The organism is Rhizobium sp. YJ-22 (assembly GCF_029601685.1).
In the GTDB taxonomy this organism is placed as follows: domain Bacteria; phylum Pseudomonadota; class Alphaproteobacteria; order Rhizobiales; family Rhizobiaceae; genus Metarhizobium.
Genome location: NZ_JARRIR010000016.1, coordinates 60,531 through 75,188, shown reverse-complemented (window position 1 = coordinate 75,188; position 14,658 = coordinate 60,531). Strand labels below are relative to the sequence as shown.

The window sequence follows — 14,658 nt, the reverse complement described above, 5'->3', positions numbered from 1 at the left end:
CGCGATGACCCGGCACTATTCGGCATTCTCGCTCTTCAAGGAAGGCCTCAGGGGCCAGAGGGGCTGGCAGCAGGCCTGGCGCTCGCCGCAACCGAAACCGCGCTACGACATCCTGATCATCGGCGGCGGCGGCCATGGGCTGGCGACGGCCTATTACCTCGCCAAGACGCACAATATCCGCAATATCGCGATCATCGAGAAGGGCTGGCTCGGCGGCGGCAATACCGGGCGCAACACCACCGTCGTGCGCTCCAACTATTTCTTCCCCGAGAGTACGGCGCTCTACGAGATGGCCCTGAAGCTCTACGAGGGGCTCGGCCGCGATCTCAACTACAACATCATGCTGTCCCAGCGCGGCATCATCACGCTCGCTCATAGCGAGGCGGAGATGGAGATGGCGGCGCGCACCGTCAACGCCATGCAGATCAACGGCACGGATGCCGAACTCTTCGGCATCGACGACGTGCGCCGCGTTCTGCCGCTTCTCAATGTCTCGCCGCAGGCGCGCTATCCGGTGTTCGGCGGCGTCTGGCAGGGGCGGGCCGGCACGGCGCGCCACGATGCGGTGGCCTGGGGTTATGCGCGCGCCGCCGACCGGCTGGGCGTCGATATCATCCAGTCCTGCGAGGTCGAGGATTTTTTGATCGAAGGCGGCAGGTGCCGTGGCGTCAGGACCAGCCGCGGCGAAATCCGCGCCGAGCGCACCGGGATGGTCGTCGCCGGCCATTCCTCGCATCTGGCGGCCAAGGCCGGTTTCCGCCTGCCGATCACCTCCTATGCGCTGCAGGCCTGCGTGTCCGAGCCGATCAAGCCGGTGCTCGATACCGTCGTGCTGTCTCCGGGAACCGGCACCTATGCCAGCCAGTCGGACAAGGGCGAGATGGTCGTCGGCGGGGCGCTCGACCGGGTGCCCTCCTATGGCCAGCGCGGCAACCTGCCGGTGCTGGAGGAGGTGGTCTCGGGCCTTCTCGAAATGTTCCCGTCCTTCCGCCAGCTCCGGCTGATGCGGCAATGGGCGGGCATCGTCGACGTGACGCCGGATTCCTCGCCGATCCTCGGGGAAAGCCCGCTGCCGGGCCTGTTCCTGAATTGCGGCTGGGGCACGGGCGGTTTCAAGGCCATTCCGGCCGGCGGCACGCTGCTCGCCCATCTGCTGGCGACCGGCAAGCATCACGATGTCAGCCGCCCCTTCGATCTCGACCGTTTTTCGCGCGGGCGATTGATCGATGAGGCTGCCGGCTCCGGCATCGCGCATTAGGAGGTTTTCATGCAGCTTTTTCCATGCCCCTTCTGCGGCCCGCGCAGCGAGAGCGAATTTCATTTCGGCGGCGATGCCGGCAACCATCGCCCGGAAGGGTTTCGCACCGTCACCGACGGCGAATGGACCGCCTATCTCTACGAGCGCAACAATCCGCGCGGGGCGGCGAACGAAATCTGGATGCACATGACCTGCGGCGAAATTTTCCGTATGGAGCGGGATACCGTGCATCACCGTGTGGCGCAGTCTTTCGCGCTCGGAGAGGGAGACGGCAATGACGGCATGGCGTACTGAGGGCGGCTCCGCCATCGACCGCGCGCGGTCGCTGCGCTTCACCTTCGACGGGCGCGTGATCGAAGGCTTTGCCGGCGATACGGTCGCCTCGGCGCTGTTGGCCGGCGGTGTTTCCGTGCTCGGCCGCAGCTTCAAATATCATCGCCCGCGTGGCCTCTGGGGCGCCGGCGTCGAGGAGCCGAATGCGCTGGTCGATATCGCCGGCGACATGCCGAACACCCGCGCCACGCAGGCGCTTGCCGTCGATGGCATGACCGTGCGCAGCGTCAATGCCGATCCGAGCGCCGAGAAGGATCGCCATGCCTTCCTCGATGCCTTCGCGCGCTTCATCCCGGCCGCCTTCTACTACAAAACCTTCATGGTTCCGGATTGGCATCTGTTCGAGCCGCGCATCCGCCAGATGGCGGGTCTCGGCGTGCTTGACGAAAAGGTGCAAGACCCCGCCTTCGCCGACCAGATAAATCACCACTGCGACGTGCTGGTGGTCGGCGCCGGGCCGGCGGGCCTGCTCGCCGCCCGCACGGCGCAGCGCGCCGGAAAACGCGTGCTTCTCTGCGACGACGGCCGGCAGGTCGGCGGCAGCCTGTTGTTTCGCGAGGGCGCCATCGAGGGAAAAGCCGGCGCCGATTGGGCTGCGAATGTGGCGGCGGAACTGGCCGAGGCCGGCGCTCTGGTGCTGACCGGCACGACGGCCTTCGGCATCTACGACCACCATCTGGTCGGCCTCAACCAGAAGGGCCTGGACGGTGCGCCGGACCGCTTGTGGCGCGTCCGCACGACATCGATCGTGCTGGCGACAGGCGCCATCGAACGCCCCTTGCCCTTCGGCAACAACGACCTGCCGGGCATCATGTCGGCGGAGGCCGCGCTCGTCTATTTGCGCCGCTACGGCATCGTCGCCGGGCGCAAGGTGATGATCGCCACGAATAACGGCCTGGCCTATGAGACGGCGGAAGCGTTGTCGGCGGCCGGGGCGGATGTCATCGTCGTCGATTACCGCGCCGATGCTCCCGCCCCGGCCGGCCTTCGCGTGTTGACGGGACGCACCGTCGTTTCCGCCATGGGCCGTGGTGCGGTCAATGCCGTCAGACTGTCCGATGGCAGCTTGCTGGAAGCCGATGCCGTGCTCGCCTCCGGCGGCTTCACGCCAAGCGTGCATCTCTATTGCCAGGCACAGGGCAAGCTGGATTGGCGCGACGATATCCTGGCCTTCGTTCCCGGCCGGCCGGTTGACGGTGTCGACGTGGTCGGGGCCGCCGCAGGCGATTTCAAGCTTCCGGCGGAGATTGGCGCGACGGAAGGCCGGGAATTCGGCATCGTCGCCGCTTGGCCGAAGCCAAACTCCAAGGAACGAGTCTGGATCGATCTCCAGAACGACGTCACCGCCAAGGATGTCGAACTCGCCGTGCGCGAAAATTTCGTCTCCGTCGAGCATCTGAAGCGCTACACGACGCTCGGCATGGCAACGGACCAGGGAAAGACCTCGAATGTCAACGGTCTGGCGCTGATGGCGGAACTTACCGGCCGGCGCATTCCCGAGGTCGGCACCACCACCTATCGTCCGCCCTTCACGCCGGTACCGCTCGCCTCCTTCGCCGGTGCGCGCTCCGGCACGCGCATGAAGCCGTTGCGCCGCCTGCCGCTGGAACAGCAGCATCGGGCCGACGCTGCGGTGTTTCGCGACTACGGCGGCTGGCTGCGCCCGGCCTATTACGGGGACGGCCCGGCCGACGAACGCATCCAGGCGGAAGCGCATGCAGCGCGCAACGGCGTCGCGTTGTTCGATGGCTCGCCGCTCGGCAAGATCGAGGTGATCGGGCCGGATGCCGCGAACTTCCTCGATTTCATCTATTACAACACCATGTCGACGCTGGCGCCCGGCCGCTGCCGCTACGGTTTCATCCTGACCGAGGGCGGCAATGTCTATGACGACGGCGTTCTGGTGCGGCTCGATGAAAACCGTTTCGTCGTTTCCTGCTCTTCTTCGCATGTCGCGGGCGTGCATGGTCTGCTGGAGGAATGGCGGCAGGATCGTTTCGACAAGCGGCGGATCTTCATCCACAACGCCACCGCCGAGATGGCGACATTGACGGTCACTGGCCCGAAGGCGCTGGCGCTGATGGAAGTGCTCGACCTCGGCATCGCGCTCGACGATATGGCCCTGCCGCATATGGCCGTCGTTTCAGGCGTCTTCGAAGGGGTCGCGCTGCGCATCGCCCGCATCAGCTTTACCGGCGAGCGCTCCTACGAGATCTCCGTGCCGGCCGATCGTGCGGCAGCGCTCTGGGCGCGGTTGCGGCAGGCGGGCGAGGCTTTTGGCGCGCGTTTGCTCGGGCTTGAGGCACTGATGATCCTGCGCGCCGAAAAGGGCTATATCGTCATCGGCAAGGATACGGATGGGACGAGCCGGCCGATGGATTTCGGCCTCACCGCGCCGCTGGAGCGCAAGAAGGTCGAGTTCATCGGCCGTCGCTCGCTGCTGGCAGAGGATGCCGCCCGCGCAGATCGCCGGCAGTTCGTCGGGCTGGAGGCAATCGACGACAAAGGCCTGCTGCCGACCGGCGCGCACGGCATCGAGCCGTCATCGGCCGGCCTGCGCAGCACCGGCTACGTCACGTCGAGCTATTTCAGCCCGGCGCTGCAGAAGCCGATCGCGCTCGGGTTGATCGAGCGCGGCCTGTCGCGCATGGGCGAGGTGATCGAGTTGCAGCACTTGCGCCAGATCCGGCGCGCCCGCATCGTCTCCGCCTGCGCCTTCGATGAGGAAGGGAGCCGCCTCCATGCTTGACCTCTCCCGCACATGGCGGCCGGAACCGGATTGGGCGGAAGCCCGTCTGACCGGCCCCGATATCACCATCCGCGCGATCACCGGCCTGACACAACGGCTCGTCAGCGGCGACCTCGGTCGCTTCCTGGCGCGATACGATCTCGGCGGGGATGTCGGCGGGTTGGCGGTGGCCTCCGGCGAACGTTATGCGGTGCGGCTTGCGCGCGACCGGATGCTTGCCATCGGCCTTGCGCCGGGCGAATGTGCGGACGGGTGGCATGAGGAAGGCTATGCTGTTACCACTGTCGGCGCGGGGCAGCGCGTTCTGGAGATGCGGGGTGAAGGCTTGCGCAATCTCCTGGGGCGGGCGGTGACGGTCGATCCGGACCGGGCCGGTCCCTCTGCCGCCATACCGTTTGGCGGCGTGACATGCGCCGTGTATTTTCATGAAGGGCCGCAGGCATTGCGTGTGCATGTCGAGCGGGGGCTTGCCGCCTCTCTCTGGGAATGGCTTGAATGCCAGCCGCTGCTTTCGGATAAGCAGGTGTTTAAAACATGAATCGGTTTTGGATGGAGCGACCCGCGCTGGTGCGGGCGAAAACGAAAACGGGAGTGAGACAATGAAGCGCATTCTGATTATCGGCACGGCCATCGGCCTGCTCATGGGCACGGCGGCGCGCGCCGAGGATCTGACCTTCGCGGTGGCCGGCCCGCTGACCGGCCCGCTCGCCACCATCGGCGACCAGTTCCGGCAGGGCGCGCAGGCGGCGGCCGATGCCATCAACGCCAAGGGCGGCGTGATGGGCCGCAAGATCAAGCTGCAGTTCGAAGACGACCAGTGCGATCCGAAGCAGGCCGTTTCGGTCGCCAACCGCATTGCCGCCAGCGGCATCAATTTCGTCGACGGCCATGCCTGCTCGGGCTCGAGCATCCCGGCCTCCGCCGTCTATGCCGAAAACGGCACGCTGATGATGAGCCCGGCCTCCTCCAACCCGGTCATGACGGATGACGCCGCCGCCAAGGGCTGGACCAACATCATGCGCCTTTACACCCGCGACGACGCGCAGGGCGCCTTCATCGGCCCGTGGATTGCCAAGGAATATGCCGGCAAGAAGGTCGCCGTGCTGCATGACAAGACCGCCTATGGCCAGGGCGTCGCCGATGCGGTGCGCGCCACCATGAACGCCAGCGGCCTCAAGGAAACGCTCGCCGAAAGCATCAACCCCGGCGAGAAGGACTACAATGCGCTGGTAACCAAGCTGAAGGATGCCAAGATCGACGTCGTCTATTTCGGCGGTTACCACCCGGAAGCCGGCCTGATCCTGCGCCAGGCGGCCGAGCAGGGCTACAAGTTCCAACTCATCATGCCCGATTCCATCGCCTCGCCGGAATTCTGGCAGGTTTCCGGCCCGGCCGGCGAAGGCACGCTGTTCGTCTTCCCGTCCGATCCGCAGGCCAAGCCCGAGGCGAAGGACGCCGCCGAGAAGATCAAGGCCGGCGGCTTCAAGCCGGAAGGCTTCACGCTGTTCTCCTACGCCGTCATCCAGGCCTTCGCGCAAGGGATCGAACGCGCCGGCTCCGACGATCCGACCAAGGTCGCGGCTGCCTTGAAGGACGGCCAGCCGATCGACACCGTCGTCGGCACCGTCACTTTCGACGAAAAGGGCGACCTGAAGAACGCCAGCTACGACATCAATCGCTGGAGCAACGGCGCCTACGCACCGATCGCGAAATAAACGCGCAAAAAATAAAAGGCCCGGCCGAGCGCCGGGCCTTTTTTAACTGGAACCAGCCGCATAAGCGGAGGTCGGGGCTTCTGGATCAGCCGAAGCGTTCGAGCGCCATCGAGAACACCGCCGTATCGACATTGCCGCCGGAAGCGACGGCGATGACAGTGTCGCTTTCCAACGCCTTGCCGTGGAACAAGGCGGCGGCCAACGCGACGGCGCCGCCGGGCTCGACGACGATTTTCAGACGCTTGAAGGCGAGCGCCATGGCGCGCAGGGCTTCCTCGTCCGTCACCGCGATCCCGGCGGCCGCGAGACGCTTGAGGATGGGAAAGGTGAGCTTGCCGGGTTCCGGCGTCAATATCGCATCGCAAATGGAGCCGGAGATGGCGGCGTTTCGCGTGGTCGTCCCGGAGCGCAGCGAGCGGGCGGTATCTTCGAAATGCTCGGGCTCGCAGGTGCGGAGGGTGAAATGCGGCGCGTGCGCTTCCAAGGCGAGCGCGATGCCGGCGCTCAGTCCGCCGCCGCCGCAGGGCACCAGAACCTCGGCCGCCCGAATGCCTCCCTCATCCGCCTGCTCGGCGATTTCGAGGCCGGTCGTGCCTTGGCCGGCGATGACCAGCGGGTCGTCGAACGGCTTTATCAAGGTGAGACCACGCTCCTCGGACAAACGGGCGCCGATGGCGTCACGATCTTCCTTTTCGCGGTCGTAGAGAACGACATCAGCGCCGAAGGCGCGCGTATTCTCGATCTTCAGCCGGGGCGCGTCGGCGGGCATGATGATCACCGAGGGAACGTCGTGCCGCTTTGCGGCAAGGGCGACCCCTTGCGCATGGTTTCCCGAGGAAAACGCGATCACGCCACGGCTGCGAACCTGCGGCCCCAGCCCCGAAAGCGCGGACCAGCCGCCCCGAAACTTGAACGAACCGGTATGCTGCAGGCATTCCGCCTTTACGAAGACGCGCCGCCCGGCCATCTCATCGAGGAACGGCGACGACAATAATGGCGTGCGGCGGATATGGCCCTGCAGGCGGGCGCGGGCGGCGGCGATCATTTCGATGGATGTCATAAACACGCTTCCGGGCTGTTTGCTGCCCAATCCATAGATCAGCGTCGCATCCGTGGGAATGTGCATTCTTGTCAGGGTGACACCGTGAAACCGGCGCTCACCGTCTGACGCGAAGGCCCCTCCTTCCGGAAGAGCCCTCACACCGTTCGCGGGTCTTCACATCCTGTCGTCGACTACCATGACGCGATCAGGGCACCCTTGAACTGATCGTTGATGAAGGCCTTGATGCTGTCGTCGTGGTAGGACTCGACCAGCGTCTTGACCCAGGGGGCGTCTTTGTCAGCGCGGCGGACGACGATGACGTTGGCGTAGGGGGACTCGCTGCCTTCGATGGCGATGGCGTCGGTCTTGGGATGCAGGCCGGCTTCCATGGCGTAGTTGGTGTTGATGACCGCCGCGTCGACGTCATCGAGCGAGCGCGGCAACTGGGCGGCGTCGAGTTCGGCGATCTGGATGTTCTTCGGGTTTTCGGTGATGTCGGCGGCGGTCGCTTTCAGGCCGGCATCCGGTTTGACCTTAATCAGACCTTCCTTGGCGAGGACGAGAAGCGCGCGCCCGCCATTCGTCGGGTCGTTGGGGATGGCGACGGTGGCGCCGTCGGCAAGCTCGCCGAGCGTCTTCACCTTCTTGGAATAGACACCCATCGGGGTTGTAATCGTCTTGCCGACGCTGACCAGATCGAAGCCGCGATCGGCGATCTGGTTATCAAGATAGGGCTGGTGCTGGAAGGAATTGGCGTTGAGATCGCCATCGGCGAGCGCTTGGTTCGGCACGACATAGTCGGAGAATTCGAGGATCTCGATGTTGAGGCCCTTCTTGGCGGCGACTTCCTTGACCTTTTCCATGATCTGCGCGTGCTCGCCGGGCGTCACGCCGATCTTGATGTCTTCGGCGAGCGCCGGAACGCTGATGAGGGCGGCGATGGCCGCGGTGGCGAGAAACTTCAACATGTGTATCTCCTTGATGGTTACACGGACTTGGGAGGAGGAAAATCAGCTCTTGCGGTTGCGCTTGTCGAAGCGCCGCGCCAGCGCGTCGCCGGCGCTCTGCACCAGTTGCACAAGCACGATCAGCACGACGACGACCGCCAGCATCACCTCGGGCATGAAACGCTGGTAGCCGTAGCGAATGCCGAGATCGCCGAGACCGCCACCGCCGACCGCGCCGACCATGGCCGAATAGCCGATCAGGCTGACGATGGTCATGGTGAAGGCAAGCAGGATTGCCGGCCGCGCCTCGGCGAGCAATACCTTCAAGACGATCTGCATCGGCGTTGCGCCCATGGCGCGGGCGGCCTCGATCAGCCCCTTGTCGACATCCCGGATCGCCGCCTCCACCAGGCGCGCGAAGAAGGGCACTGTGGCGATGGTCAGCGGCACGATAGCGGCGCTGGTGCCGATCGACGTGCCGGTCAAAAGGCGGGTCAGCGGGATGATCGCCACGACGAGGATGATGAACGGCGTCGAGCGCGCCGCATTGACGACGAGCCCGACCGCGCGGTTCAGCGCCGGGGCGGGAAACAGCTCGTTGCGGCCGCTGGTGGCCAAGAAGACGCCGATCGGCAGGCCGACCAGCGAGCCGACCAGGCCCGACACGGCGACCATGTGCAGCGTCTGCAGCAACGACTTCCAGAGCAGGTCGAACAGCATCTCAGGCGACATAGCCGAGCACCTCCGTGGCAAGGCCGGTTGCGGCGTAGAAGCGGTTGGCGCGGTCTAGGATGTCCGGTGTCGCCGGATACGCGACGACCAGCGTGCCAAAGGGGTCCCCGGCGATCTCCTCGATGGCGCCGGCGAGAATGTTGACGCTGCCGCCGATCTCGGTGACGAGTTGCGCCGTCAGCGGCTGGAAGGCGGTCGCGCCGAAGAAAGTGAGACGCACGAGGACGCGGTCGCCCGCGGACGGCTCCGGCTTCAGGCCGCTGCGCAGCCATTCCGGCAGGTTGGTGCCGACCGTCGAGGCGAGAAGGATACGTGTCGTCTCGTGTTGCGGCGCGGTGATGATTCCGAAGGTCGGGCCTTGCTCGACGATGCGCCCCCGGTCGATGACGGCGACATGCGTGGCGATGGTCTTGACCACCTCCATCTCATGCGTGATCAGCAGCACCGTCAGGCCGAGATCGGCGTTGATCTGCTTGAGAAGCGCGAGGATCGATTGCGTCGTCTCGGGGTCGAGGGCGGAGGTCGCCTCGTCGGAGAGCAGCAGTTTCGGCGATGTCGCGAGCGCGCGGGCAATGCCGACGCGCTGCTTCTGGCCGCCGGACAGTTCGGACGGATAGCGCTCCGCCTTATCGCCGAGGCCGACGAGATCGAGCAGCGGGCCAACCTTCGCCTTGATGTCCGCAGCGCCGAAACCGGCGATTTCCAGCGGCAGGGCGATGTTGTCGAAGGCGGTGCGCGAGGAGAGCAGGTTGAAATGCTGGAAGATCATGCCGATCTCGCGGCGCAGGCTACGAAGGCCCGCATCGTTCAGCCCGCCGACCTCGGTGCCATCGACGACGACGCGGCCGGCGCTGGCCTTTTCCAGTCCGTTGACCAGCCGGATCAGCGTCGATTTGCCGGCACCGGAGCGGCCGATGATACCGGTGATCGCCCCACGGTCGACGGCCATGTCGATGCCGTCAAGCGCGACGAAGGCGTTGGCGTCGTCGCCAAAACGTTTGCTGATGCCCTCGAACAGGACCATGGGCGCGGACGCGACCCCTTCCTGCGGTGCGGCGCTGCCTGCGGCGGTTGAAAGTGTCATTTCAGTTCACGCTCTTGAGTCCATCATGGCGGCCAGATAGCATCGCCGCCGTCGCCTGCGAAGATGCAAGGCGCTCGATAAAAGGCGCCCCATGGCGGTGAGCGGCATGGGATGATGTGCTGGTATCACCGTCGCCGGGCGGATTAAACCGTTAATTGCCGTAAATCTAGGAAACAGTGCGTTTCCGTGACGGCATTTCGCCGCGCCGCTCCCAGAGGACGAGCACCATGCTGGAGGCGACGATCAGCAGCGCGCCGGCGAACACGTTCCAGGCTGGGATTTCCGCCCAGATCATGTAGCCGTAGAGGAAGGCCCAGATCAGCCCGGTATATTCGACCGGCGCCAACGCCGAGGCCGGCGCATAACGGAAGCCTTCATAGAGCAGGAACTGGCCGATCGTGGCGATGACGCCGAGGGCGATCATCAGCATCCAGCCTTGCGCGTCCGGGGTGCGCCAAATCCACGGAAAGGCGGCGGCGCAGGCGATGCCGAACAGCAGGCTGGTGGCGAACATCTGCGTCAGCGTGCTCTCGCTGCGGCTGACCAGCCGGATGAGGATGGTGCTCCAGGCCCAGCAGAAGCCGGCCACCAGACACATCGCGGCCGGGATCAGATTGGGCGAATGCGAGGGATTGGCGGCGATCACCACGCCCACGAAACCGCCGACGCATGCAATCCAGCGGCCGGCGCCGACCGCCTCCTTGAGCACCAGAATCGAAAGGAAGACGGTGATGATCGGCGCTGAGAAATAGAGCGTCGTCAGTTCCGCAAGGCCGAGATAGCGCGCGGAATTATAAAACAACATCCAGGCGACGAGCATCAGGGCGGCGCGCAGCACGACCGTGCCGCGATAGGGGCTTTTCAAGATCGACGGATGCCGGCGCACGCGTATCAGCACGCCCGAGACCAGCACGATGACGAGGCTGCGCATGAACAGGATTTGTGGAACCTCATAGGTCGCGACCAGCCATTTCACCAGGGCATCCTGCATGGCGAAACAGGAATATCCGGCTGTTGCGAGTGCAATGCCCGCCAGCGGTTTCGTATCGACCAGTCCGGAACTCATGACTACCTCGAAATCTGCGCCGGAAACGGCTCCGGCCGAATGCGGCCGCCGATGACGCGATCGATGCATGGTGGTATCGAGCGGGACCGGCCTCGCGGACAGGAGAAGACGTCGTACGACGCATCCCGAAGGTTCAGGCGAGCCCTGTGTTAGTCGGTCGGGGATGGCAGATCAAGAGCCGTTCGGCTGCACGCGGTCCTGCCGGGGTTCCGTTCGCGGTTTCCTACGCGAACATCTCGCCGGAAATGGGCGAGAAAAAAGGAGCGGCGCCCGATTCGCAACGGCGCCGCCATCTCGATCAGCGTTCGATGACGAGGTCGCTGAGCGGTTTGGAGCAGCAGGGCAGGAACATCCCGGCATCGATTTCGCGTTGCCGGATGCCGCCATTGTGGTTCATGTCGACGGTGCCGGAAATGAGTTTCGACTTGCAAGTGCCGCACACGCCGTTGGAGCAGGAAGAGGGCAGCTTGACGCCCGACTTCTTGGCGCAGGAAAGCACGGTCTGCTCGCCGGTGACCTCGATCTTGCGTCCCTGCTTGGCGAATTCGACCTGGAAAATCCGCGCCGCCGCTTCCTCCACCACGGGAATGTCCACGTCGTCGATGACGACGGCGTCAAAGCTTTCCTCGATATACTGCGCGGCGGGAACGCCAAGCGCGGCGGTGATGGCCCGCGCGGCGGCCATGAAGGGCGCCGGGCCGCAGCACATGACGATGCGCTCGGCGAGATCGGGCACGGCGAGTTTCATATAGTCGGTGGAGATGCGCCCGGTCAGCCCCGGCCATTGCGCCTCGCCCAGAACCGTTTCCGGCAGGAAATGTAGCCGCAGCCCCTTCACCCGGGCGGCCAGACAGGCGAGTTCGTCGCGGAAGATCAGATCCTTCGGGCTGCGCGCGGCATGCAGGAAGACGACGTCGGCCGGCTCGCAGGTATCGGCAAGCTCTCGCGCCATCGACATGACGGGGGTGATCCCCGAACCGCCCGACAGGAACAGGTATTTCTTCGCGGCAGGGCGGATGAAATGCCCGAGCGGACCGTTGGCTTTGATTTTGGAGCCGGGGCCGAGATTGTCGTGCAGCCAGTTCGAAACCAGCCCGCCGGCGACGCGCTTGACGGTGATCGAGAAGGCATTGTCGCGCCGCGGCGAGGAGGAGACGCTGTAGCAGCGGCTTTCGGCATCGCCGCCGATTTCCAGGTCGAACAGAAAATATTGCCCCGCCTCGATGGCGAAGCGTTTCCCATGCGGCGACGCGAAGGTGAAGGTCTTCACGTCATGGGTTTCGGAGTGGATATCGATGCAGACGAGATCTTCGTCGGCATCGCGGTTCCAGAGGGCGGCCGAATGCGGGCGCTCGGCGGCAGCCAGGCTCTTAATATCCATGGGCGCGCATCCGGTCGATGTACCATGTCGCGAACTTGTCGAGATTGGTTTCGGTGAACGGCGAATAGGGGCCGGGAACATAGGCCGGATCCTCGACGCCGGCATGGGAGCGGGCAACGAGTTCGGAATCCTGGTCGGTGGTGGCGATCCAGACGTCGGTAAGCTTGTCCAGCTCGTAATCGACGCCTTCGACCGCATCCTTGTGGACCAGCCACTTGGTGCGCACCAGCGTCCGGTCGGCCGACAGCGGAATGATGAACGACACCACCGCATGGTCGCCCATGAAATGCTTCCAGCTATTGTGGCCCCACAGATGGGTGTCGCCGAGATCCTTGCGGGTCATGCTGCCGAGCAGTTTTGCCGAGGCCGCGGTCGCATCCGGCGTCTGGGATTCGCCGGCGCCGGAGATGATCAGCCGCTGGGTGCGGAAATTGGTGGCGCAATCCACAAGCTGCTCGACGGCGGCGGACGGATAACCCTCGGCCTCCCATTGCTGCGTGCGCTCGGCATAGAGCTTGAAATGCTCCTCCGCCTGCGCCTGGTCCTCCGGGCTCAGGCTTTCGGGATCGAAGCCGAAATCGAGGTCGACGAAGGAAACGCACAGCTCAGGATGGTTGGCCGAGCAATGGTAGCATTCGCGATTGTTCTCGATCGTCAGCTTCCAGTTGCCTTTCTCGATGACATCGACCTCATGCGCGATCTTGGCATTGGCGATGCCGTAAGGGGCGAGGCGTTCGGCCATCACCTGCTCGAGATTGTCGATATCCGCGGGCGGATTTTCGGAGAGACAGATATAGATCAGGCCGCCGATCACCTTGAAGGTCACCGGCTTGAGGCTGCGGCATTCCTTGTCGAACGCCTTGCCCATATGCGGGGCATAGGCCAGTTCGCCGCTCAGCTCGTAAGCCCAGGTGTGGTAGGGACAGACGAGTTTCGAAACGATCGTCTTGCCGGGATCGAGCAGGCGGGCGCCGCGATGGCGACAGACATTGTGCATGACGCGGATTTCGCCGTCATCGTCGCGCAGCAGGATGAGGCTGGTCTTGCCGATATCGACGACAGTCGCATCGCCCGGCTCCGGCACGTCGCATTCGACGCCGATGCAGATCCAGTGCTGGCGGAAGAAGACGTCCAGATCCGCCTCGAACACATCCTCGCGCGTGTAAAGCCCGGCCGGAAGCGAATGGCCCTCTGCCCTTGCATCGAGCAGGGCCGATATGGGAGAAGCGAAGGTCTGCAGCATAATTCCACCTCATGTTTTGCCGGCGACACGGCATGATAAAAGTACGATTGATCAATTTCCCTCAAAGCACAACGGCACAAATAAGCGCGCCTGGCATTACCGGATGTAATGGGAAGATGAAGGCATGACCAACCTCAGAAAGAAGTTGCCGCCGCTCACCGCTCTGACGGCCTTCGAGGCCGCGGCGCGGCTGGCGAGTTTTACGCGCGCTGCGGCGGAGCTGGGGGTAACACAGGCTGCCGTCAGCCGGCAGATCCATCTGCTTGAGGAAGATTTCGGCTTTCCGCTGTTTCGACGGCTGCACCGCAGGATCGAACTGACGGAGAAAGGCAGGCTGCTGGCGACGGCCACCGGCGATGCCTTCGGCCTGATCGCCGATACCGTCGCCGAGTTGCGGGCGGAACGGCGCGACGACGAACTGGCGATCTCGGCGACAATCTCCTTTTCGCATTTCTGGCTGCTGCCGCGCATCGCCGCCTTTTCGCGCGCCTTCCCGGATGTGAAATTGCGTATCATCACCCAGGATGCGGTGGCGAGCATCGATGCGGACGAGGTGGATCTGGCGATACGCTACGGCACCGGCATCTGGCCGGATGGACATGCCGAACTCCTGTTCGAGGACGACATCTTTCCAATTTGCAGCGCCGAATACGCCCAGTCCCACGATCCGATCCGCACGCCGCAGGACCTGATTGCCCATCCGCTGATTTCCAGTGATATCGGCGATCCCACCTGGACCGGCTGGGACGAGTGGCTGGCGGCTTTTTCAATCAAGGCGCCGAAGAAGGGCCGCGGCCTGCGCTGCAGCTTCTACAGCGAGGCGATCTATGCCGCTATGAACGGCCAGGGCATCGCGCTTGGCTGGCATCGCCTGGTCGCCGACCTGCTGCAGCAGAACCGACTGGTGCGCCTTACCGACGCCTCGATCCGCACCCGCGCCGCCTATTTCGTCGTCGTCCCCGCCCGCAAGCGGTCGAAGGACAGCGTGCGCCAGTTCATCGAATGGCTGCGAAGCGTCTCCCTGCAACCCTTCGTTCAATCGGATCCCTAAACCGTCCCAAGCCGGCAAAAAAGGTTGCCACTCCCTGCAAATCGATTATCCCATGCG

The 14,658-nt window shown here is 64.5% G+C and carries 13 protein-coding genes; 6 read left to right on the top strand and 7 right to left on the bottom strand.

Going from position 1 to position 14,658, the window contains the following annotated elements; translation table 11 throughout:
* The first annotated feature begins 4 nt into the window (after nt 1-4).
* The 5 genes from P7F60_RS26460 (at nt 5) to P7F60_RS26440 (ending at nt 6,055) form a co-directional block, all read left to right on the top strand.
* Nucleotides 5-1,258 (top strand): sarcosine oxidase subunit beta family protein, encoded by a 1,254-nt coding sequence (locus P7F60_RS26460; protein ID WP_277920638.1) that lies wholly within the window; start codon nt 5-7, stop codon nt 1,256-1,258.
* A gap of 9 nt (nt 1,259-1,267) precedes the next feature.
* Entirely contained in the window at nt 1,268-1,552 is a 285-nt protein-coding gene (locus tag P7F60_RS26455) for a sarcosine oxidase subunit delta (protein WP_277920637.1), read from the top strand.
* Nucleotides 1,533-4,340, top strand: a complete 2,808-nt coding sequence (locus P7F60_RS26450) for a 2Fe-2S iron-sulfur cluster-binding protein (RefSeq protein WP_277920636.1) — start codon at nt 1,533-1,535, stop codon at nt 4,338-4,340. The genes P7F60_RS26455 and P7F60_RS26450 overlap by 20 nt, the downstream gene beginning before the upstream one ends.
* Entirely contained in the window at nt 4,333-4,878 is a 546-nt protein-coding gene (locus tag P7F60_RS26445) for a sarcosine oxidase subunit gamma family protein (RefSeq protein WP_277920635.1), read from the top strand. Before P7F60_RS26450 ends, P7F60_RS26445 begins: the two co-directional genes overlap by 8 nt.
* 61 nt (nt 4,879-4,939) lie before the next feature.
* Nucleotides 4,940-6,055 carry a branched-chain amino acid ABC transporter substrate-binding protein gene (locus P7F60_RS26440; protein WP_277920634.1) on the top strand — a complete coding sequence of 372 codons (1,116 nt, stop codon included), beginning with the start codon at nt 4,940-4,942 and terminating at the stop codon, nt 6,053-6,055.
* Between the two features lie 85 nt (nt 6,056-6,140).
* Here the strand turns inward: P7F60_RS26440 and P7F60_RS26435 are convergent, their stop codons facing one another.
* The 7 genes from P7F60_RS26435 to P7F60_RS26405 form a co-directional block, all read right to left on the bottom strand.
* Entirely contained in the window at nt 6,141-7,115 is a 975-nt protein-coding gene (locus tag P7F60_RS26435) for a threonine/serine dehydratase (RefSeq protein ID WP_277920633.1), read from the bottom strand.
* Between the two features lie 173 nt (nt 7,116-7,288).
* Nucleotides 7,289-8,065, bottom strand: a complete 777-nt coding sequence (locus tag P7F60_RS26430) for a MetQ/NlpA family ABC transporter substrate-binding protein (RefSeq protein ID WP_277920632.1) — start codon at nt 8,063-8,065, stop codon at nt 7,289-7,291.
* Between the two features lie 42 nt (nt 8,066-8,107).
* Nucleotides 8,108-8,776, bottom strand: coding sequence for a methionine ABC transporter permease (locus P7F60_RS26425; RefSeq protein WP_277920631.1), 669 nt, complete (start codon nt 8,774-8,776; stop codon nt 8,108-8,110).
* On the bottom strand, nt 8,766-9,860 hold the full coding sequence (locus P7F60_RS26420) for a methionine ABC transporter ATP-binding protein (protein ID WP_277920630.1): 1,095 nt from the start codon (nt 9,858-9,860) through the stop codon (nt 8,766-8,768). The genes P7F60_RS26425 and P7F60_RS26420 overlap by 11 nt, the downstream gene beginning before the upstream one ends.
* A gap of 166 nt (nt 9,861-10,026) precedes the next feature.
* Nucleotides 10,027-10,926 carry a DMT family transporter gene (locus P7F60_RS26415; RefSeq protein ID WP_277920629.1) on the bottom strand — a complete coding sequence of 300 codons (900 nt, stop codon included), beginning with the start codon at nt 10,924-10,926 and terminating at the stop codon, nt 10,027-10,029.
* 298 nt (nt 10,927-11,224) lie between these two features.
* Entirely contained in the window at nt 11,225-12,307 is a 1,083-nt protein-coding gene (locus tag P7F60_RS26410; RefSeq protein WP_277920628.1) for a hybrid-cluster NAD(P)-dependent oxidoreductase, read from the bottom strand.
* Nucleotides 12,297-13,550 carry an aromatic ring-hydroxylating dioxygenase subunit alpha gene (locus P7F60_RS26405; protein ID WP_277920627.1) on the bottom strand — a complete coding sequence of 418 codons (1,254 nt, stop codon included), beginning with the start codon at nt 13,548-13,550 and terminating at the stop codon, nt 12,297-12,299. The genes P7F60_RS26410 and P7F60_RS26405 overlap by 11 nt, the downstream gene beginning before the upstream one ends.
* Before the next feature lie 124 nt (nt 13,551-13,674).
* On the opposite strand from P7F60_RS26405, the gene P7F60_RS26400 reads away from it, so the two are divergent.
* Nucleotides 13,675-14,601, top strand: coding sequence for a LysR substrate-binding domain-containing protein (locus P7F60_RS26400; protein ID WP_277920626.1), 927 nt, complete (start codon nt 13,675-13,677; stop codon nt 14,599-14,601).
* Nucleotides 14,602-14,658 lie beyond the last annotated feature (57 nt).